General features: G+C 69.0%; 16 protein-coding genes. 4 read left to right on the top strand and 12 right to left on the bottom strand.

Annotated elements, in window-relative coordinates:
• Window positions 1-69: 69 nt before the first annotated feature.
• Window positions 70-417, bottom strand: coding sequence for a chorismate mutase (locus tag GCN81_RS10450; protein WP_156724001.1), 348 nt, complete (start codon window positions 415-417; stop codon window positions 70-72).
• A 163-nt stretch (window positions 418-580) separates the two neighbouring features.
• On the opposite strand from GCN81_RS10450, the gene GCN81_RS10445 reads away from it, so the two are divergent.
• Complete coding sequence (locus tag GCN81_RS10445; RefSeq protein WP_156723999.1) at window positions 581-1486, top strand: hypothetical protein; 906 nt, start codon at window positions 581-583, stop codon at window positions 1484-1486.
• A gap of 13 nt (window positions 1487-1499) precedes the next feature.
• Here GCN81_RS10445 and GCN81_RS10440 read toward each other — a convergent pair whose 3' ends face one another.
• Window positions 1500-2177 carry a TetR/AcrR family transcriptional regulator gene (locus tag GCN81_RS10440; RefSeq protein WP_156723997.1) on the bottom strand — a complete coding sequence of 226 codons (678 nt, stop codon included), beginning with the start codon at window positions 2175-2177 and terminating at the stop codon, window positions 1500-1502.
• Between the two features lie 116 nt (window positions 2178-2293).
• On the opposite strand from GCN81_RS10440, the gene GCN81_RS10435 reads away from it, so the two are divergent.
• On the top strand, window positions 2294-2710 hold the full coding sequence (locus GCN81_RS10435) for a VOC family protein (RefSeq protein WP_156723995.1): 417 nt from the start codon (window positions 2294-2296) through the stop codon (window positions 2708-2710).
• Window positions 2711-2925: 215 nt separating this feature from the next.
• Window positions 2926-3837, top strand: coding sequence for a tyrosine-protein phosphatase (locus GCN81_RS10430; RefSeq protein ID WP_156723993.1), 912 nt, complete (start codon window positions 2926-2928; stop codon window positions 3835-3837).
• Window positions 3838-3918: 81 nt separating this feature from the next.
• Here the strand turns inward: GCN81_RS10430 and GCN81_RS10425 are convergent, their stop codons facing one another.
• From GCN81_RS10425 to qcrB, 4 genes are all read right to left on the bottom strand, one after another.
• Window positions 3919-5595, bottom strand: a complete 1677-nt coding sequence (locus GCN81_RS10425) for a DEAD/DEAH box helicase (protein WP_156723991.1) — start codon at window positions 5593-5595, stop codon at window positions 3919-3921.
• A gap of 192 nt (window positions 5596-5787) precedes the next feature.
• Window positions 5788-5991, bottom strand: a complete 204-nt coding sequence (locus GCN81_RS10420; RefSeq protein ID WP_009715709.1) for a cold-shock protein — start codon at window positions 5989-5991, stop codon at window positions 5788-5790.
• Window positions 5992-6199: 208 nt separating this feature from the next.
• Complete coding sequence (locus GCN81_RS10415; RefSeq protein ID WP_156723989.1) at window positions 6200-6880, bottom strand: TetR family transcriptional regulator; 681 nt, start codon at window positions 6878-6880, stop codon at window positions 6200-6202.
• A 41-nt stretch (window positions 6881-6921) separates the two neighbouring features.
• On the bottom strand, window positions 6922-8655 hold the full coding sequence (gene qcrB, locus GCN81_RS10410; protein ID WP_156723987.1) for a cytochrome bc1 complex cytochrome b subunit: 1734 nt from the start codon (window positions 8653-8655) through the stop codon (window positions 6922-6924).
• Window positions 8656-8823: 168 nt separating this feature from the next.
• Between qcrB and GCN81_RS10405 the strand changes: the two genes are divergently transcribed.
• Window positions 8824-9753 (top strand): chitosanase, encoded by a 930-nt coding sequence (locus GCN81_RS10405; protein ID WP_156723986.1) that lies wholly within the window; start codon window positions 8824-8826, stop codon window positions 9751-9753.
• A 69-nt stretch (window positions 9754-9822) separates the two neighbouring features.
• Here GCN81_RS10405 and GCN81_RS10400 read toward each other — a convergent pair whose 3' ends face one another.
• The 6 genes from GCN81_RS10400 to GCN81_RS10375 form a co-directional block, all read right to left on the bottom strand.
• Window positions 9823-10677: a carbohydrate ABC transporter permease gene (locus GCN81_RS10400; RefSeq protein ID WP_156723984.1), complete on the bottom strand. Its 855-nt coding sequence runs from the start codon at window positions 10675-10677 to the stop codon at window positions 9823-9825.
• Window positions 10674-11669, bottom strand: coding sequence for a carbohydrate ABC transporter permease (locus tag GCN81_RS10395; protein ID WP_156723982.1), 996 nt, complete (start codon window positions 11667-11669; stop codon window positions 10674-10676). The genes GCN81_RS10400 and GCN81_RS10395 overlap by 4 nt, the downstream gene beginning before the upstream one ends.
• Before the next feature lie 13 nt (window positions 11670-11682).
• Window positions 11683-12987, bottom strand: a complete 1305-nt coding sequence (locus GCN81_RS10390; protein ID WP_156723980.1) for a sugar ABC transporter substrate-binding protein — start codon at window positions 12985-12987, stop codon at window positions 11683-11685.
• A 295-nt stretch (window positions 12988-13282) separates the two neighbouring features.
• Window positions 13283-14743, bottom strand: a complete 1461-nt coding sequence (locus GCN81_RS10385) for a glutamate synthase subunit beta (RefSeq protein ID WP_156723978.1) — start codon at window positions 14741-14743, stop codon at window positions 13283-13285.
• The gene (gltB, locus tag GCN81_RS10380; protein ID WP_156723976.1) at window positions 14736-19316 is read right to left on the bottom strand and encodes a glutamate synthase large subunit; all 4581 of its coding nucleotides are present in this window, start codon (window positions 19314-19316) and stop codon (window positions 14736-14738) included. Before gltB ends, GCN81_RS10385 begins: the two co-directional genes overlap by 8 nt.
• Before the next feature lie 303 nt (window positions 19317-19619).
• A complete protein-coding gene (locus GCN81_RS10375) occupies window positions 19620-20351 on the bottom strand; it encodes a VIT1/CCC1 transporter family protein (RefSeq protein WP_156723974.1) in 732 nt (243 codons plus the stop codon).
• Window positions 20352-20503 lie beyond the last annotated feature (152 nt).

Here is a 20503-nt window from a genome sequence, read left to right as displayed (position 1 = left end):
GGCGGGGTGCGGCACAGTCCCGGGTGTGGGTTCGTGGCCCGTGTGGTGCGGGGTTAGGGGCTTGCGGGGTTAGGGGCTTGCGGGTGTGGGGGGTGTCTTGGGTGCTGTTTCGTCGGCGATGGTCTCGTGGTGGCGGATGACCTCGGCGATGATGAAGTTCAGGAGTTTCTCGGCGAAGGCGGGGTCGAGTTTGGCGTTCTCGGCGAGGCTGCGCAGGCGGGCGATCTGTTCGGTTTCGCGGGTGGGGTCGGCCGGGGGCAGGCGGTGTGCGGCTTTGAGGTGGCCGACCTGTTGGGTGCATTTGAAGCGTTCGGCGAGCATGTGGACGACGGCGGCGTCGATGTTGTCGATGCTGTCGCGCAGCCGGGCCAGTTCGGCGCGTACGGACGCGTCGGTGGGGTGAGTGTTGCTGGTCATGGCGGATGAGCCTACTTGACCTGTTCCCTCGTTCTGGTGGGCGTGGATCAGCGCTCGCGGGTGCGGCGCGGGGGCCTGGGCCGTACGGCTCGGAGTGTCAGGGGGCCCTCGTACAGTGGAAGGTCCTTGGCCGATGTGGTGACGAGCTTGAGGGGGTGTACGGGTGGCGAACGGCGGACCGGTCGAGCACGGTTATCCGCATCTGGACACGGTGCGGTCGGCGATCACGGCGCTCTACGAGCGGCTCTCGTGCGACACGATCCGTTCCTTCGCCACCAGTGTCGCCCCGGCTGACGTGGCGTTTTCCGGTGTGGATGATCTGCATCTGGGGGTGCAGCGGGTGGCTGGGACGATGGTGCGGCATCTGCGGCTGCCGGATGCCCGGATGATCGTCAGCTTCCGGGAGATGGAGCATGCGGCGTATGTCGAGTTGGCGGCGGGTCCGGAGTACTTCATCGAGCTGAACGAGCGCTTCCGGCGTCATCGCCGGGATATCGGTGCGGCGCTGGCGCATGAGGTGATGCATGTGTATCTGCATCGCCTGGGCCTCGGCTTCGCCGGGACGCGGGACAACGAGATCCTGACCGACACGGCGACCACGTATCTGGGTGCGGGCTGGCTGCTGCTCGACGCGTTCCGTGAGGACGGTGCTTCCTCGCAGAAGCTGGGTTATCTGACGCCGGAGGAGTTCGGGTACGTGCTGGCGAAGCGGGCTCGGGAGTTTGGTGAGGATCCGGGGATCTGGTTCACCAGTCCGCAGGCGTATACGGCGTATACGAAGGGGGCGGCGCTGGCGCGCCGTGACGAGCAGCAGCCGCCGTTGGCTGGTGCGGGCTGGTCGGGGCGGCGGCGCTATGCGAAGGACCGCCGGTACGCGATGGAGCACCAGATGCCTGGTCCGGCGGCGGTCGGGGCGTCTGGCCGGTACGCCTTCGACGTCGACGGCCGGTCGCCGCTGCGGGTCTCTTTTCCGTGCCCTACGTGTCAGCAGCGGATCAGGGTGCCGGTGCGTGGCCGGGTGCGGGCGCGGTGTGGGTTGTGCCGGACGGTGCTGGAGTGCGACACCTGAGGTGGGAGGGGTGTCACTCGGCGCGTAGGGAGCGCAGCATCCGGGAGAGGGCGCGCTGGGTGTCGGCGAGGTCGGTGGGTTCAGCGGGTCCGGCGGGTTTGGCGGGTCCGGCGGGTTTGGCGGGTTTGGCGGCATCCGCGGGTTCGGTGGGTCCGGTGGTGGTCTTCGATGCGGCCAGCCAGAGTGCCGCCTCGTTCATCGCGCCCGACAGCAGGTGGGTCAGGGGCGCGACCGGCTGCGGCTCGATCACGCCCTGGTCGATCAGTACGGTGAGCTGTTCGGCGAGGTGTCTGGCGGAGGCCGCCTCGTCCAGGGCGCGCCAGGCGCGCCAGCCGAGGACGGCGGGGCCGTCAATGAGCATGATCTGCTGAATGTCGGGGTCGGTGCTGGCGGTGAGGAAGGCCTGGCAGCCCGCGGTCAGCTGGTCCCAGGGGTCGGCTTCGGCTTCGGCGGCGCGGGCGACCTGCTCGCCCACCTCCTGCTGCACCTGTTCGAGGACGGTACGGAACAGGTCCGCTTTGCCGTCGAAGTGGTGGTAGAGCGCGCCCTTGGTGACCCCGGCCGCGCGGACGATCTCGGCGAGGCCGACCTCGCCGTAGCCGAGCGTCGCGAACAGGCGTCGGCTCTCGCGTAGCAGGACCTGTCGGGTGTGCTCGCGCTGTGCTGACCTGGTGCCGGTGCTCCGCGTCATCGTCCGCCCCGTTCTCGCCGCGTCTGGCCGCGTCTCGCCGCCACCCTTGACCTACCACTGGTATGCGAATAGCGTAGCGGCACGTTGACATACCATCGGTATGCGTAGGGGGTTTCATGAAACTGACCAGCATGTATCCCGTGATCTGCGCTCCACGCCTGCGGGAGTCCCGGGACTTCTACACCGGACTGCTGGGGTTCGAGACGACGTTCGAGGCTGACTGGTACGTCAGTCTGCGGCGCCCTGGCCCGCCGGAGTACGAGCTCGCCCTGCTCGACCCCACCCACCCGACCCTGCCGGAGGCCTACCGCGCCCCCGTGCGGGGCCTGCTTCTGAACTTCGAGGTGGCGGACGTGGACGCGGAGTGGGAGCGGCTCGTGGTGCGCGGCCCGCTGCGGCCCGTACGTGATCTGCGCAGTGAGGACTTCGGGCAGCGGCACTTCATCGTGGCCGATCCGGGCGGCGTCCTCATCGACGTCATCACACCGATCGAGCCCTCCGCCGAGTTCGCCGAGCAGTTCACCACGGAGTAGGGCTTTGCGTGGCGGGCCTCGGCGCCGACCGCTCCACACACCGCCCCGCTACCGCGGCTGAGTAACCGCGGCGCACGCCTCTCCCCTCCTTCGGTGAGGGCTGCTATCTTCCCGCCAAACAAACGTTAGGTCGATGCCAGATCCGGCCAAAACGCTCACGCAACGCGCCCTGCCAACACCAGGGCGATTCCCCTCCCCCGCATGGGAGTTCCGCCATGCACCTGTCCAGACGCGCTCTGCTGAGCACCGCCGCTACCGGCGCTACCGCCATCGCCACGGCGGCCATCGCCCCGCAGGCGGTGGCACACTCGCGACGACCGCCCAGCGCCCCGAAGGCCGTACGGCACATCCCACTGGAGGGAGCGGTCAATGTCCGCGACCTGGGCGGCTACCGGACCTACGGAAGCGGCCGCGTGCGGTACGGGATGGCGCTGCGCGCCGACGAGCTCGGCAAGCTGACCGACGCCGACGTCGACACGATCGCCGGGCTCCGCCTGGCGCGTGTGGTGGACTTCCGGCTGCCCTTCGAGGTCGACCAGAACGGCCCCGACCGGCTGCCGCCCGGCCTGACCTCGGTGGCCAGACCGGTCAGCGACCTGGGGCTCTACGCGCACCTGCTGTCCGTGATCGGCTCGGCCGACCCGGTACGGCAGGAGGAGGCGCTGGGCGGTGGGCGCGGCGAGGAGCTGATGCGCGCCATCTACCGTGCCTTCGTCACCGATCCGGCCAACCGCGCGCAGTTCGCCGAGACCCTGCGGGACCTGGCGGGCGGGGTGCGCGGGCCGCTGCTGTACCACTGCACGTCGGGCAAGGACCGTACCGGCTGGACCAGTTACGTCCTGCTGCGCACCCTGGGCGTTCCCGAGAGCATCGCGCGGCACGACTTCCTGCTCTCCAACGTCTTCCGCGCGGAGGCGGACCGGCACACCCGCGAGGTCGTGCGCGACCTCGGCCTGATGGAGAACCCGGACCTCCTGATCCCGGTCCAGGAGGTCCGCGCCAGCTACCTCGAGGCGGCACTCGACCAGGCCGAACGGGACTTCGGCGGCCTGCGTGGCTACCTCAGGGACGGCCTGTCCCTGTCCACCCGCACGCTGCTGTCCCTGCACTTCCGCCTGATCGACTAGGTCCTGTCCGGCGGATCAGGCCCTAGCCAGGGCCTGGGGGCGTCTCCCCCAGGACCTGTCCCGTACGGAGAACGAGTACGGCTACGCCGCCGCGCGCCGTCCGCCGCCCTGCGCCCCGCCGCCGATACGGCCACGGCGCGCCCGGCCGCCGCCGCTGCCCTGGCCAGCCGCACCCTGGGCAGGGCGGCCCTGACCAGCCTGGCCGGAGCCCTGCGCGCGGCCCTGGCCGCCCTGGCCTGTGCTCCGGCTCTGGCCCTGGCCCGCCTGGCCACCGCCGCCACCGCCGCTGCCGCGCCGTCCCCTGGGCCGACGCGACGCCGACGACGTACCCGCCTTCGCGCGCTGCTGCGGCTGCGCGGGCTGGGGGATCTCGATGGCGACCGGTACGCCCGAGGGCTCGCGGGCACCGGTGATGCGGGTCAGTTCCTCGTCGCTGGACCTGATCCGGGCGGTCTGCGGGGTGATGCCCGCGTGGGACATCAGCCGGGTCATCTCCCGCTTCTCCTCGGGGAGTACGAGCGTGACGACGCTGCCGGACTCACCGGCGCGCGCGGTGCGCCCACCGCGGTGCAGGTAGTCCTTGTGGTCGATTGGCGGATCGATGTTGACGACCAGGTCGAGGTCGTCGACGTGGATGCCGCGTGCCGCGACGTTCGTGGCGACCAGCGCGGTGACCTGCCCGTTCTTGAACTGGTCCAGGGTCCGGTTGCGCTGCGGCTGGGAGCGCCCGCCGTGCAGCGCGGCCGCCCGTACGCCGCTGGCGAGCAGCCGCTTGGCGAACCGGTCCGCCGCCCGCTTGGTGTCGACGAACATGATGACCCGGCCGTCGCGGGCCGCGATCCGGGTGGCGACGACCTTCTTGTCGGTCTCGTCCTGGACGTGCAGGACGTGGTGGTCCATGGTGACGACCGCGCCCGCGGACGGGTCGACGGAGTGGACGACCGGGTCGTCGAGGAACATCTTCACCAGCCGGTCGATGTTCTTGTCCAGGGTGGCCGAGAACAGCATCCGCTGGCCGCCCTCCTCGACCTGCTTGAGCAGCGCGGTCACCTGCGGCATAAAGCCCATGTCAGCCATCTGGTCGGCCTCGTCCAGGACGGTGATCGCGACCTGGTCGAGTCGGCAGTCGCCACGGTCGATGAGGTCCTTGAGCCGTCCGGGTGTCGCCACCAGCACCTCGGCGCCGCGGCGCAGCGATCCGGCCTGCTTGCTGATCGACATGCCGCCGACCACGGTGGTCAGCCGCAGCTGCACCGACGTGGCGTACGGCGCGAGCGCGTCGGTGACCTGCTGCGCCAGTTCGCGGGTCGGTACGAGGACGAGGGCGAGCGGCGCCTTGGGTTCGGCGCGCCGCCCGGCCGTACGGGCCAGCAAGGCGAGGCCGAAGGCGAGGGTCTTGCCGGAGCCGGTGCGGCCGCGGCCGAGTATGTCGCGGCCCGCGAGTGAGTTGGGCAGGGTCGCGCCCTGGATCGGGAAGGGCTCGGTGACGCCCTGGGCGGCGAGGGTCTTGAGCAGCGCGGCGGGCATGTCGAGGTCGTCGAACGCCTCGACGGCGGGCAGTGCGGGGACGACGGTCTCCGGCATGGCGAACTCGCCCTGCGGGGGCATCGAACGCTTGGCGGGCCCCTTGCGGCCACGGCCGCCCTGCCCCTGCCCCTGGCTCTGGCCCTGGCCCTGGCCCTGGCGCTGACCTGGGCTTCCGGGTGCGCGTCGGGGGGCGGAGTTCCGGGCGCGGACAGGACGTGCGGAGCTGCTCATGCGGTGTTGCCTTCCCTCGGGGGGTACTGAAGATCTGCGGACGGCCCACAGGGGCCAGCGCGGCAGATGTGCGTAGCCGGGCGCCGCGAGCCCGGTCAAAGCCTCAGTACGCTCCTGAGTCTTTGGACAGCAGAAACCGGGGCCCGCACCGTGTAGGTGCGAGCCCCGGCTGCGAGATACGCGTCCGGACGATTAGGCCGGGACGATGTTCTCCGCCTGCGGGCCCTTCTGGCCCTGCGTGACGTCGAACGTCACCTTCTGGCCCTCCTGCAGCTCACGGAAGCCCTGGGTGGCGATGTTCGAGTAGTGGGCGAAGACGTCAGCGCCGCCGCCGTCCTGCTCGATGAAGCCGAAACCCTTTTCCGAGTTGAACCACTTCACGGTGCCAGTAGCCATGTCATTCTCCTAAATAAATGGGGCAGATCCGGAACCCGCACTTTACGAGTTCCTCGTCGCCGCATTGAGCCCCATCATCACCGGAGAAGCCGGAAAACAATAATGCGCCTGAGGAACATTCCCGTCAGGCGCACATAAAGTTCATGGGTACCAAAACTGCAACACGGCAACCATAGCACGATCTCGGGATCTGGCTACGCGATGAGGCCTAGGTCTCATGTGTCGCGGGGGTTGCCGGCACGGCGATGCCCTCCAGGACCATCGACAGGTACTGGCGAGCGATCTCCTCGGGGCTGTGCTGGCCGCCCGGCCGGTACCAGGAGGCGGCGACCCACACCGTGTCGCGGACGAAGCGGTAGGTGAGCCGTACGTCCAGGTCGGCACGGAAGGCGCGGGCGGCGACGCCGCGCTCCAGGGTGCCGAGCCAGGCGTTCTCGAACTTCTGCTGCGACTCGACGAGGTAGCGAAAGCGTGGCTGCTCGGCGAGGTGGTGGGACTCCTTCTGGTAGATGGCGACCGCGGCGCGGTGCCGGTCGATCTCCCGGAAGGACTCGGTGACCAGGGCTTGCAGGGTCTCCCGGGGGCCAAGGTCCGCGGCGAGCACCGCGTCATAGCCCTCCCAGAGCTCGCCCAGGAAGTTGGCGAGGATCTCGTCGAGGATCGCCTCCTTGGAGTCGAAGTGGTAGTACAGGCTGCCCGCGAGCATCCCGGCCTCGTCGGCGATCTTCCGCACGGTGGTGGCGTTGTAGCCGTGGGCGGCGAACACCTCGGCGGCGGCGGCGAGGAGCTCACGGCGGCGCTGACGGGTCGGCTCGCTCGTCGGCTTACTGGTCGGCTTGCTCGTCGGCTTGCTGGTCGGCTTGCTGGTCGGCTTGCTGCTGTTCGGCACGGGCCCATTGTCCGCCCCGAAGCGGGCCGGGCCTAGCGCGCTCAGTGGTGCGGCTGTCCCTCCGTGATCTCGCGGTACTCCTCCGCCGTGACCTTGGGGACGTGCGCGGCGGGCCCGTACATCGCGCGCGAGAGCCGCACCCTCAGTCGTTCGGAGCGCTTGAGGCGGCGCGGGGCACCGTTCTCGTCGACCAGTGGTCCGGGGTCGTGGGGGGTGCGCTGCTCGTGGGAGGTGAGGGTGTACAACTGGTCCTGGGGCAGGGGTGTGTGGACTTCGATGAACTCGCCGTTCGGCAAGCGCTTGATGATGCCCGCCTCCCGCCCGTGCAGGACCTTGTCGCGGTCCCGCTGCTGTAGGGCGATGCAGATCCGTTTGGTGACGTAGAAGGCCAGTACGGGTCCGGCGAAGCAGGCGATCCGCACGAACCAGGTGATGTCGCCGATCGCGAGGTGGAAGTGGGTGGCCCACAGGTCGTTGCCGCCGCCGATCAGCAGGACCCCGTACAGCGTGAGCCAGGCGACTCCCAGGCCCGTGCGGACGGGAGCGTTGCGCGGGCGGTCGAGGATGTGGTGTTCGCGCCTGTCGCCGGTGACCCAGGCTTCGAAGAACGGGTAGGCGGCGATCGCCATCATGATCAGCGGGAAGAGCGAGAACGGGATCAGGACGCCCAGTTGCAGGGTGTGGCCCCAGGCGTTGATCTCCCAGGCGGGCATCACCCGGATCAGCCCTTCGGAGAAGCCCAGGTACCAGTCGGGTTGGGCGTTGGTGGAGACCATGTCGGGCCGGTAGGGGCCGAGGTTCCATACGGGGTTGATGGTGACGAGCGCGGCGGTCATCGCCAGCACCCCGAACACCAGGAAGAAGAAGCCACCCGCCTTGGCAACGTAGACGGGCATGAAGGGCGCGCCGATCACCCGCTTCTCCGACCGTGCGGGGCCCGCGAACTGGGTGTGCTTGTGGTAGAAGACCAGGATCAGGTGGAGGGTCACCAGGCCGAGCATGATCCCGGGCAGCAGCAGGACGTGGAACATGAAGAACCGCGGGATCATGTCGGATCCGGGGAACTCGCCGCCGAAGAGGAAGAAGGCGACGTACGTCCCCACCACCGGGATCGACAGGATCGCGCCCTGCGCGAAGCGCACCCCAGTGCCGGACAGCAGGTCGTCGGGGAGTGAGTACCCGGTGAGGCCGGTGAGCAGGGCGAGCATCAGGAGCGTCCAGCCGAAGAGCCAGTTCAGCTCGCGCGGCTTACGGAAGGCGCCGGTGAAGAAGACCCGCATCATGTGCACCAGCAGTCCGGCGGCGAAGACCAGAGCGGCCCAGTGGTGGATCTGCCGGATGAGCAGTCCGCCGCGCACTTCCATGCTGATGTCGAGGGTGGACTCGTACGCCCTGCTCATCTGGACGCCGTTGAGTGGCGTGTACACCCCGTCGTAGATGACCTCGGCGCTGCTGGGCTCGAAGAACAGGGTGAGGTAGACGCCGGTGAGGATCAGGATGAGGAAGGTGTAGAGGCAGATCTCGCCCAGCATGAACGACCAGTGGTCCGGGAAGACCTTGCGCATCTGGGACTTGGCCAGTGTGTGGATGCCGAGGCGGCCGTCGGCCCAGTCGGCCAGCCGCTCGCCTTTCGCGGGTCGCTCGCCTTTGGCGGGTCGCTCGCCTTTGGCGGGTCGCTCGCCTTTGGCGGGTCGCTCGCCTTTGGCGGGTCGCTCGCCTTTGGCGGGTCGCTCGTGGCGGTCGGTCGCGGGGGTGCGGTCGGTGGGTGCGCTCATCCGGTCCCCTTTCAGGCCCGTCCAGCGGAGGAAGGGCGGCCGCGGCTGCCAGCAGAACCTGAGCGTAAAGGCGTGGGGCCCCACACCGGCGCGTTCCCTCTCGGTGTGGCGGCGCCTGACGGCGATCCCTGCGCCATAAGCGTTCACCTGAGCCTTACGCTGTGCGGCATGAAGCGTGCCAGTTGCCTGTTTTTCGCTATCGCTCCGCTAGCGACCCTTGCCGTCTTCCTCTGGGGACCCAGCTCGGGATCGGATGATTTCCGGTCAAAGAACAAGGAATCCGGTCAGAGCGAAACAGGCGGAACGGGCGGAACAGCGGACTGGGAGCGGGACAAGAAGACGGCCGAAAGCGACGCCCTCGACGAGCGCATCGCCAAGCTGCCGCCGGGCCTCGCGGCCCCGGACAAGCGGGAGCTCGCCCTCCAGCTGGTGTCCACGGCGCACGGCTCCGCGCTCGACTGGCAGGAGATGTACGGGTCCATCAGCGACAGCGGCGAGGGCGCGGGCTACTGCGCGGGCATCGCCGGGTTCTGCTCGGGCACCAACGACATGCTGGCCCTCGTCAAGGCGTACACCAAGGAGCAGCCGGACAACGAACTCGCCAGCTACCTGCCCGCGCTGCGCGAGGTGAACGGCTCGGACTCGCACGAGGGCCTGGACCCGGACTACCCGGAGGCCTGGGCCGACGAGGCGGAGAAGCCCGCCATGCGCAAGGCGCAGGACGCCGCCCTGGACCGGCTCTACTTCAAGCCCGCCGTACGGATCGCGAAGATCGACGGCCTCGGCACGCTCGGCCAGTTCATGTACTTCGACGCCATGCTGCAGCACGGCCCCGGCGCCGACGAGTCGGGCTTCTACAGCATCCGCAGGGCCGCGATGAAGAAGGCCGACACCAAGGCCGCGGGCGGCGACGAGAAGGCGTACCTGGAGGCGTTCCTCGACATCCGGCGCGACGTGATCAAGCAGGCCAAGCGCACGTCGCAGCGCGACACCAGCCGGATCGACAACGCGCAGCGGGTGTTCCTGCGCGACGGCAACCTGGAGCTGAAGACGCCGCTGACGTGGGAGATGTACGGGGACACCTTCCGGGTTCCGTAAGAGAGCCTGACCGCCCCGGGGACTGGGCGTACGTCCCCGGGGCGGCTGCTCCCCACCTGGCTCAGCCCTTCACCCTTTCACCGCTCCCGCGGCGAGTCCGGAGCCGAGCCTGCGGTGGACGATCATGAAGAAGATCATCACCGGCACGGTGACCAGCGTCGAGCTGGCCATGACCGGACCCCAGGCCGTGGAGTTCTCCCCGAAGAACTGGAAGATCCCCACCGCCGCCGTGTAGTTGTCGCTGCTCTTCATGAACGTGTACGCGAAGACGAACTCGTTCCACGCCGTGATGAAGGCGAAGATCGAGGTGGCCACGAGTCCGGGCGCCACCAGCGGCAGCAGCACCGACCGGAACATCCGGAACCACGACGCGCCGTCGATGTAGGCGGCCTCCTCGACCTCCTTGGGGACCGTGGCCACGAACCCGCGCAGGGTCCAGATCGCGAACGGCAGGGACAGCGCGATGTAGACGATGCTCAGCCCGAGCAGGCTCTCCAGCAGGTCGTAGTCACGCATCTGGATGAACAGCGGGATGACCAGCGCCTCCAGCGGCACCATCTGCACGATGAGGATCATCAGCAGGACGGAGGTACGGAAGCGGAACTTGAACCGGGCCACCGCCACGGCCGCGAAGAGCGACAGCAGCGCGGCCCCCAGGATGGTGCCGAAGCCAACGATCGCCGAGTTCAGCAGATACGTTCCGAAGTTGCCCTTCTCGAAGGCGAACGTGAAGTGCTCGAAGCTGACTCCGCTGGGCAGCAGGTCCGCGCCACGGGTGAGCGCCTTGGGGTCCAGGGCGGTGGAGACCATCCAGTAGACGGGGAAGAGCGCGAAGACGAGCAGGGCGGCAACGGCGACCCCGAGCCCGAAGCGCGCCGCCGGGGTCGTGCGCGTGCGAGTGCGAGAGCGAGTGCGGGTGGTCACAGGTCCTCCTCCCCCTGTCGGAACAGCGTGCGGATATACACGATCGTGATCGCCAGGAGCAGCAGGGTGAGCAGGACCGCCGCGGCCGCACCCGTTCCGTAGTCGTTCTCGGCGAAGGCCTCGATGTACGAGTAGACGCCGAGGTTGAAGACGTCGGGATTGGAGCCGTCGCCGCCTGGCATCAGGAAGATCTGGGTGAAGACCTTGAAGTCCCAGATCGTGGAGAGGATGGTCACCACGAGGAAGACGGGCCTGATGGTCGGCACGGTGATCTGCCAGAACCGCTGCCAGGCGTTGGCGCCGTCGATCATGCCTGCCTCGTAGAGCTCCTTGGGGATGGTCAGCAGCCCGGCGAGCACGGTGATGGCGACGAACGGGAAGCCGTGGTGGACGACGTTGAGCGTCGCGATCGCGTAGAACGGCAGCCGCTGGGTGAACCAGTTGGTGGTCTCCGGGTCGATCAGGCCAAGACCCTCGGCGAGATGGCTGAACAGGCCGTCCCCCGGCTGGAAGAGCCAGATCCACACATAGGTGCCGGTGACGGCGGGCATCGCCCAGGCCGCCATGATCGCCAGCGAGCAGATCAGCCGCCAGGTCGTGCCGAGGCGGTTCAGCAGCAGCGCCACCAGGGTGCCGAGGGCGACGGTGAGCCCGACGCAGGCGAACGCGAAGAACGCCGTGTTGGGCAGGACGGTCTTCCACAGCAGCTCGCTGGAGACCAGCTCCGCGTAGTTGTCGAGGCCGATGTACGTTCCGACTCCCCCGCCGAACCTGACCTCGTACTCCTGGAGCGACAGCTTGCCGACCTGGATCATCGGCCAGAGCAGCAGCCCGGCGAGTACGAGCAGGGCGGGGGCGAGCAGCAGCCAGGGCCGGGTGCGGGTGATCAGCCGTTTGCGGCGGCGGGCCGGGGTGTCGGGGGCGGGTGGCTGGACTGGAGGGGGGCGGCGGGTCTGGGGGTCCGGGCCGCCGCGGGTGAGTGTGTCCTTCACCGGCGCGCCGCTCTTACTTGTCCTTGGCGAAGATGGCGTCCATTTCCTTGGCCGCCTTGTCGGCGGCCTGCTGGACGTTCGCCTTGCCGTTCAGGATGGACTGGACCATGCGCGGGATGACCTTGGAGGCCTGGATCTCGCCGTAGGCCTTGGTCTTGGGGACGGTCGCGCCCGCCTCCATCATCTGCTGGGCGAACGGTTCGACCAGTGGGTCCTTCTGGGCGGCGACCTTCTCCAGTTCGGAGTTCTGGCCGGGGAAGTAGTTGGTCTGCTCGGCCCACTTGGTGGCGAACTCGCCGGTGGTCAGCATCTTCACGAACTCCCAGGCCAGGTCCTGCTGGTCGGTCTGGAAGGTGGAGAGGTAGGACCCGCCGAGGAAGGACTTGCTCATTCCGCCGGTCTGGCCGGGGATCGGCACGGCGGCCAGCTTGCCCTTGAGGTCCGGATTGCCCTCCATGATCGCCTTGGGTGTCCAGTTGCCGCCGACGGCCATCGCGATCTGGCCCTTGTTCCAGGCGTCGCCGACCTCCTTCTCGGTCCAGGTGTTGACCTTGGCCGGGGAGACCTTGTCCTTGGTGGCGAGGCCGGTGTAGTACGCGATGCCCTTGACGGCGTCCGCGGAGTTGATGGCGGACTTCCACTGGCCGCCCTCCTCGACGGCCAGTTCGCCGCCCGCGCCCCACACGAAGGGTGCGGCGAACATCTCGGCGCCGCCCGCGACGGGGAAGGCGACCATGCCTGGTTCCTTCTCCTTGAGCGTCTTGGCGGTGGCCTGGAGCTCCTTCCAGGTGGTCGGGGCCTTGAGGCCGTGCTTGTCGAAGACGTCCGTGCGGTAGACGATGCTGCGGACGCCCGCGTACCAGGGCATGCCGTACTGCTTGCCGTCCAGGGTGCCGGCGTCCTGGAGCCCCGCGACGAGGTCGTCGCTCAGCCCGGATTCCTTGACCTTGTCGGTGACGTCCACGAGCGCCCCGGTCTCGGCGAACTGCGGCACCCAGGTGGTGCCGACCTCGGCGACGTCGGGGACCTGGTCCTTGCCGCCTTCGATGGCGGTGGTGAACTTCTTCTGCGCCGAGGCCCACTGCTGGTACTCGACCTTGATGCTGGCGCCGGTCTGCTTCTTGAAGGCGGCGGCGGCTTCCTTGAAGAACGGCTCGGGGTCGGGGTTGGTCCCCTCCATGATCCATACGGTGAGGGTCTTGCCCTTGCCGCTGCCGTTTCCCTTGGCCTTGTCGCCCGAGTCATCGCCGCCGCAGGCCGTCGCGGTCAGTCCGAGCGTCATGCCGATTCCTACTGCCGCGATGACACGTCGCTTCATGCCAGCCCCCTCTTCGGTGGGTGTCCTTGGTGAGTGATTGTGGTCACAGCATCGAGGGGCGGTCTAGACCCATTGGGGGCGGCGTGCCGAACCGTAATGAGCATTGCGACAGACGCAACACCTACAACACCCGTTGCGCCACACGCAACGCCTGAGACGGGACCGGCCGACTCCTGCCGGGAAAACGCCGCGGCGCCCACCCAGTCCGGTCGGGGACAAGGGCGGGCGCCGCGTCAGGTCCGCACTTCGTTGTACGGAACGTCAAGGGGTACTCGTCGAGTACCGGGTCGAGCGGTCAGACCGTCAGGGAACGGTCCGTGGGGCGGATCGGGGCCGGGAGGTCGCTGGCTCCGGTCAGCAGGCGGTCGACGCCGCGAGCCGCCGAGCGGCCTTCGGCGATCGCCCAGACGATCAGCGACTGGCCACGGCCCGCGTCACCTGCAACGTACACGCCGGGGACGTTTGTCTGGAAATCGGCGTCTCGGGCGATGTTGCCGCGCGCGTCGAGTTCCAGGCCGAACTGCTGGACCAGGCCGTTCTCGGTGTCGGTGCCGGTGAAGCCCATGGCGAGGGTGACCAGCTGAGCCGGGATGACCCGCTCGGTGCCGGGCTTCTGCTCCAGCTTGCCGTCCTTGAACTCCACCTCGATGAGATGGAGGGCCTTGACGTTGCCGTCCTCGTCGCCCTCGAAGTGGGTGGTCGAGACGGAGTAGACGCGCTCGCCGCCCTCCTCGTGGGCCGAGGTGACCTTGTAGAGCATGGGGAAGGTCGGCCAGGGCTGGTGGGCCGGGCGGTCCTCGCCGGGCTTGGGCATGATCTCCAGCTGGGTGACCGACGCGGCGCCCTGGCGGTGGGCGGTGCCCACGCAGTCGGCGCCGGTGTCGCCGCCGCCGATGACCACGACGTGCTTGCCCTCGGCGGTGAGCGGGGGCGTCACGTAGTCGCCCTCCTGCACCTTGTTGGCGAGCGGCAGGTACTCCATCGCCTGGTGGATGCCGCCCAGCTCGCGGCCGGGGACCGGCAGGTCGCGGGCGGTGGTGGCACCGGCGGCGATGACCACGGCGTCGTAGCGCTTGCGCAGGTCGGTCGCGTTCAGGTCGCGGCCGATCTCGATGCCGGTACGGAACTTGGTGCCCTCCGTACGCATCTGCTCGATGCGCCGGTTGATGTGCACCTTCTCCATCTTGAACTCGGGGATGCCGTAGCGGAGCAGGCCGCCGATGCGGTCGGCGCGCTCGTAGACGGCGACCGTGTGACCGGCGCGGGTCAGCTGCTGCGCGGCGGCCAGGCCCGCGGGGCCCGAGCCGATGACGGCGACGGTCTTGCCGGACAGGCGCTCGGGGATCTGCGGCGCCACGTCGCCGTTGTCCCACGCCTTGTCGATGATCGAGACCTCGACGTTCTTGATGGTGACGGCAGGCTGGTTGATGCCGAGCACGCACGCCGACTCACACGGAGCCGGGCACAGGCGGCCGGTGAACTCCGGGAAGTTGTTCGTCGCGTGCAGGCGCTCGGACGCGGCCTGCCAGTCCTCGCGGTAGGCGTAGTCGTTCCACTCAGGGATCAGGTTCCCGAGCGGGCAGCCGTTGTGGCAGAACGGAATGCCGCAGTCCATGCAGCGGCTGGCCTGCTTGGAGATGATCGGCAGGAGGGAGCCGGGTACGTAGACCTCGTTCCAGTCCCGGAGCCGCTCGGGGACGGGGCGGGTCTGGGCGACCTCACGGCCGTGGTTCAGAAAGCCCTTCGGGTCAGCCATGGGTCGCCGCCTCCATCATCTTCTCGGTGATCTCGGACTCCGGGAGTCCGGCTCGCTCGGCGGCGTCCTTGGCGGCGAGCACTGCCTTGTAGGTGCTGGGGATGATCTTGCTGAAGCGGGTCACGGCCGTGTCCCACTCGGCGAGCAGCTTCTCGGCGACGGTGGAGCCGGTCTCCTCCTGGTGGCGGCGCACCACGTCGTGCAGCCACTGCTGGTCCGTGGCGTCGAGGCTCTCGACGGCCGCGGCGTTGCCGGAGTTGACCTGGTCCAGGTCGAGGTCGATCACGTACGCGACGCCACCGGACATACCGGCCGCGAAGTTACGGCCCGTCTCGCCGAGCACCACCGCGTGGCCACCGGTCATGTACTCGCAGCCGTGGTCGCCCACGCCCTCCGAGACGACCGTGGCACCGGAATTACGGACGCAGAACCGCTCGCCGACCCGGCCGCGCAGGAAGATCTCGCCGCCGGTCGCGCCGTAGGCGATGGTGTTGCCCGCGATGGTCGAGTACTCGGCGAGGTGGTCGGCGCCACGGTCCGGGCGGACGACGAGGCGGCCGCCGGAGAGGCCCTTGCCGACGTAGTCGTTGGCGTCGCCCTCCAGGCGCAGCGTCACACCGCGCGGCACGAAGGCGCCGAAGGACTGGCCCGCGGAGCCGGTGAAGGTGATGTCGATGGTGTTGTCGGGCAGGCCCGCGCCGCCGAACTTCTTGGTGACCTCGTGGCCGAGCATCGTGCCGACGGTCCGGTTGATGTTCCGGATCGCGACCTGGGCGCGTACGGGCCGCGCGTCCTCGACGGAGTTGGCGGCCAGCGCGTCGGCGGCGAGCTTGATCAGCTCGTTGTCGAGCGCCTTCTCCAGGCCGTGGTCCTGCTCGATCAGCTGGTGGCGTACGGCGCCGTCCGGGAGGTCCGGGACGTGGAACAGCGGCTCCAGGTCCAGGCCCTGGGTCTTCCAGTGGCTGACGGCACGGTCGGTGTCGAGCAGCTCGGCGTGGCCGACGGCCTCCTCGATGGAGCGGAAGCCGAGCTCGGCGAGGATCTCGCGGACCTCTTCGGCGACGAACTCGAAGAAGTTGACGATGTACTCGGCCTTGCCGGAGAAGCGACTCCGCAGCTCCGGGTTCTGGGTGGCGATGCCGACCGGGCAGGTGTCCAGGTGGCAGACGCGCATCATGATGCAGCCGGAGACGACCAGCGGCGCGGAGGCGAAGCCGAACTCCTCGGCGCCGAGGAGCGCGGCGATGACCACGTCACGGCCGGTCTTGAGCTGGCCGTCGGTCTGTACGACGATGCGGTCGCGCAGGCCGTTGAGCAGCAGGGTCTGCTGGGTCTCGGCGAGGCCGAGTTCCCAGGGGCCGCCCGCGTGCTTGAGCGAGGTGAGCGGCGAGGCGCCCGTACCGCCGTCGTGTCCGGAGATCAGGACCACGTCCGCGTGCGCCTTGGAGACACCCGCGGCGACCGTGCCGACGCCGACCTCCGACACCAGCTTCACGTGGATACGTGCCGCCGGGTTGGCGTTCTTGAGGTCGTGGATCAGCTGAGCCAGGTCCTCGATGGAGTAGATGTCGTGGTGCGGCGGCGGCGAGATCAGGCCGACGCCAGGCGTGGAGTGCCGGGTCTTGGCGACCCACGGGTAGACCTTGTGTCCTGGCAGCTGGCCGCCCTCGCCGGGCTTGGCGCCCTGGGCCATCTTGATCTGGATGTCGTCCGCGTTGACCAGGTACTCGCTGGTCACACCGAAGCGGCCGGAGGCGACCTGCTTGATGGACGAGCGGCGCGCCGGGTCGTACAGGCGCTCGGCGTCCTCGCCGCCCTCACCGGTGTTGGACTTGCCGCCCAGCTGGTTCATGGCGATGGCGAGGGTCTCGTGCGCCTCCTGGGAGATGGAGCCGTACGACATGGCGCCGGTGGAGAAGCGCTTGACGATCTCCGAGACGGGCTCGACCTCGTCGATGGAGATCGGCTGGCGGCCCGTACCGGCAGCTTCGCCAGCCTTGAAGCCGAACAGGCCGCGCAGCGTCATCAGCCGCTCGGACTGCTCGTTGACCCGGTCCGTGTACTGCTTGAAGACGTCGTAGCGGCGGTTGCGGGACGCGTGCTGCAGCCGGAAGACCGTCTCGGGGTCGAACAGGTGCGGCTCGCCCTCGCGGCGCCACTGGTACTCGCCGCCGATGTCGAGGGCGCGGTGCGCGGAGGGGACGCCGGAGGCCGGGTAGGCCTTGGCGTGCCGGGCGGCGACCTCGCTGGCGATGATGTCGATGCCGACGCCACCCAGCTTGGAGGTGGTGCCGTTGAAGTACTTCGCGACGAAGTCCTGGTCCAGGCCGATGGCCTCGAAGACCTGCGCGCCACGGTAGGAGGCGACGGTCGAGATGCCCATCTTGGACATGACCTTCAGCACGCCCTTGCCGAGGGCGTAGATCAGGTTGCGGATGGCCTGCTCGGGCTCACTGCCCGGCAGGAACGTTCCGGCCCTGACCAGGTCCTCGACGGACTCCATGGCCAGGTACGGGTTGACGGCCGCGGCACCGTAGCCGATGAGCAGCGCTACGTGGTGCACCTCGCGGACGTCGCCCGCCTCGACCAGCAGGCCGACCTGGGTGCGCTGCTTGGTGCGGATCAGGTGGTGGTGCACGGCCGCGGTGAGCAGCAGCGAGGGGATCGGCGCGTGCTCGGCGTCCGAGTGCCGGTCGGAGAGCACGATCAGCCGGGCGCCGCCCTCGATGGCGGCGTCGGCCTCGGCGCAGATCTCCTCGATCCGGGCGGCCAGCGCGTCGCCGCCGCCGGAGACCCGGTAGAGGCCGGAGAGCGTGGCGGCCGTCATGCCGGGCATGTCGCCGTCGGCGTTGATGTGGATGAGCTTGGCCAGCTCGTCGTTGTCGATCACCGGGAAGGGCAGCGTGACGCTGCGGCAGGACGCGGCGGTCGGGTCGAGCAGGTTGCCCTGCGGGCCGAGCGAGGAGTGCAGCGAGGTGACGAGCTCCTCGCGGATGGCGTCCAGCGGCGGGTTGGTGACCTGCGCGAACAGCTGGGTGAAGTAGTCGAAGATCAGCCGGGGGCGCTCGGACAGGGCCGCGATCGGGGTGTCCGTACCCATGGAGCCGAGCGGCTCGCCGCCGGTCTTGGCCATCGGCGTGAGCAGGATGCGCAGCTCTTCCTCGGTGTAGCCGAAGGTCTGCTGGCGGCGGGTGACCGAGGCGTGGGTGTGCACGATGTGCTCACGCTCGGGCAGGTCGCCGAGCTGGATCTCCCCGGCCTCCAGCCACTCCTGGTACGGCTCGGCCGCGGCGAGTTCGCCCTTGATCTCGTCGTCTTCGACGATGCGGTGCTCGGCGGTGTCGACGAGGAACATCTTGCCGGGCTGCAGACGGCCCTTGCGGACGACCTTGGCCGGGTCGATGTCGAGGACGCCGACCTCGGAGCCGAGGACGACCAGGCCGTCGTCGGTGACCCAGTAGCGGCCGGGGCGCAGGCCGTTGCGGTCCAGGACCGCGCCGACCTGGGTGCCGTCGGTGAAGGTGACGCAGGCGGGGCCGTCCCAGGGCTCCATCATCGTGGAGTGGTACTGGTAGAAGGCGCGGCGTGCCGGGTCCATCGAGGCGTGGTTCTCCCAGGCCTCGGGGATCATCATCAGCACGCTGTGCGGCAGCGACCGGCCACCGAGGTGCAGCAGCTCGAGGACCTCGTCGAAGGAGGCCGAGTCGGAGGCGTCGGGGGTGCAGACCGGGAAGACCCGCTCGATGTCGCGCTCGCTGCCGAAGAGGTCGGAGACAAGCTGGGACTCGCGGGCCTTCATCCAGTTGCGGTTGCCCTTGACCGTGTTGATCTCGCCGTTGTGCGCGACGAAGCGGTACGGGTGGGCCAGCGGCCAGCTCGGGAAGGTGTTCGTCGAGAACCGCGAGTGGACCAGCGAGACCGCGGACGCGAAGCGGCGGTCCGAGAGGTCGGGGAAGAAGGGCTCCAGCTGGCCGGTGGTCAGCATGCCCTTGTACACGATCGTGCGGGCGGAGAGCGAGGGGAAGTACGTCCCGGCCTCGCGCTCGGCGCGCTTGCGCAGCGCGAACGCCTTGCGGTCGAGCGCGATGCCGGTGCTGGCGCCGTCGGCGACGAACAGCTGGCGGAACTCCGGCATCGTCGAGCGGGCGGAGGCGCCGAGCAGCTCGGGGGCGACGGGCACCTCGCGCCAGCCGAGGACGTCGAGTCCCTCCTCGGCGGCGATGGCCTCGATCGTCGCGACCGCGTCGGCGGCCGTGTCCTGCGGCAGGAAGGCGATACCGACGGCGTAGGCGCCGGCCTCGGGCAGCGGGAAGTCGCTGACCTCGGTGAGGAAGGCGTGCGGGACCTGGAGCAGGATGCCCGCGCCGTCGCCCGAGTCGGGCTCGGAGCCGGTGGCGCCGCGGTGCTCGAGATTGCGCAGTACGGTCAGCGCCTGCTCCACCAGCTCGTGGCTGGCAACACCGGTCAGGGTGGCCACGAACCCGACACCACAGGCGTCGTGTTCGTTACGGGGGTCGTACAGCCCCTGCTGAGCAGGGCGACCGTCCATGGGCGACCAGGCGTCGGAACGCATCGGCTCTCCCGTCGTCGTCGTGGCAGATGTGCAGTGCCGAGGGACGACGTTGGCCCTCAGGGATCAAAATTTCGTGCAGGTTACATGATGAAGCGAATCTCGGAAACCGGATACTTCGTTCCATCATGTGGACACCGCTCATAGCGGTGGGTGAGGACCAATGCGGACAGGTCGATGACCGTCGGCCCATGGCGAGCGAGCGTCATTGCCCGCGGCGCTTACGGCTCATGCCCGGCGATTAAGGAATCGAAACCGCCGAGTAACGACTAGTTATGCAGGGACCTGTATAGACCCACAGGTGGTTCATCCTAGGGCCGCACCGAAGGCCGTGCCCAGGGCGTACGTCACACCCGCCGCCGCGCCACCCAGGGCGAGCTGCCGCAGCCCGCTGTACCACCAGCTTCGCGCCGTGACCCGGGACACCACGGCACCACACACGAACAGCCCGATCAGCGCCACCAGCACGGCGGGCCACAGGGCGCCCGCGCCCAGCAGATACGGCAGCACGGGCAGGATCGCGCCCAGCGCGAAGGCACCGAACGACGACACCGCGGCCACCATCGGCGAGGGCAGGCCGCCCGGGTCGATGCCGAGCTCCTCGCGGGCGTGGATCTCCAGGGCCTGCTCCGGGTCCCTGGACAGCTGCCGGGCGACCTCACGGGCCAGCTTCGGCTCGACACCACGGGACTCGTAGAGCGCGGCGAGCTCCTTCATCTCGTCCTTGGGGTGCTTACGCAGCTCACGGCGTTCGATGTCCAGCTCGGCCTGGACCAGGTCGCGCTGCGAGGCGACCGAGACGTACTCCCCCGCGGCCATCGAGAACGCCCCGGCCGCGAGTCCGGCGAGTCCGGTGAGCACGATGGTCTGCTGCGAGACCGAGCCGCCCGCGACACCGGTCATCAGGGCCAGATTCGAGACCAGACCGTCCATCGCACCGAAGACGGCCGGGCGCAGCCAGCCACCGTTCACATCGCGGTGCGTGTGGTTGTCGCGGTGCGCCGCATGCAGCTCCGCCTCGTTGTCGATGATCGACATTCTGGCCCCCTCGTTCGCCTGTATCCGCGATCGAACCTACGCGCGAAAAATGGCTCTCGCCAGCAAGGAAGGCCTGGCTTACCGGGAGTTGAGGGCCCCTCAGCGACGCGCGAAGGCCCCCGCCTGACCGTGGTCTGGCGGGGGCCCATGGC

The organism is Streptomyces apocyni (assembly GCF_009739465.1).
Taxonomy (GTDB): Bacteria; Actinomycetota; Actinomycetes; order Streptomycetales; family Streptomycetaceae; genus Streptomyces; species Streptomyces apocyni.
Note: the sequence above shows the minus strand (reverse complement) of the source record. Positions and strands in the feature narration are given on the sequence as shown.

Coding starts and splice junctions, on each gene's coding strand:
- GCN81_RS10450 (WP_156724001.1), bottom strand. CDS start 417: ATGACCAGCAACACTCACCCCACCGACGCGTCCGTACGCGCCGAACTG.
- GCN81_RS10440 (WP_156723997.1), bottom strand. CDS start 2,177: ATGACGCGGAGCACCGGCACCAGGTCAGCACAGCGCGAGCACACCCGA.
- GCN81_RS10435 (WP_156723995.1), top strand. CDS start 2,294: ATGAAACTGACCAGCATGTATCCCGTGATCTGCGCTCCACGCCTGCGG.
- GCN81_RS10430 (WP_156723993.1), top strand. CDS start 2,926: ATGCACCTGTCCAGACGCGCTCTGCTGAGCACCGCCGCTACCGGCGCT.
- GCN81_RS10425 (WP_156723991.1), bottom strand. CDS start 5,595: ATGAGCAGCTCCGCACGTCCTGTCCGCGCCCGGAACTCCGCCCCCCGA.
- GCN81_RS10420 (WP_009715709.1), bottom strand. CDS start 5,991: ATGGCTACTGGCACCGTGAAGTGGTTCAACTCGGAAAAGGGTTTCGGC.
- qcrB (WP_156723987.1), bottom strand. CDS start 8,655: ATGAGCGCACCCACCGACCGCACCCCCGCGACCGACCGCCACGAGCGA.
- GCN81_RS10405 (WP_156723986.1), top strand. CDS start 8,824: ATGAAGCGTGCCAGTTGCCTGTTTTTCGCTATCGCTCCGCTAGCGACC.
- GCN81_RS10390 (WP_156723980.1), bottom strand. CDS start 12,987: ATGAAGCGACGTGTCATCGCGGCAGTAGGAATCGGCATGACGCTCGGA.
- GCN81_RS10385 (WP_156723978.1), bottom strand. CDS start 14,743: ATGGCTGACCCGAAGGGCTTTCTGAACCACGGCCGTGAGGTCGCCCAG.
- gltB (WP_156723976.1), bottom strand. CDS start 19,316: ATGCGTTCCGACGCCTGGTCGCCCATGGACGGTCGCCCTGCTCAGCAG.
- GCN81_RS10375 (WP_156723974.1), bottom strand. CDS start 20,351: ATGTCGATCATCGACAACGAGGCGGAGCTGCATGCGGCGCACCGCGAC.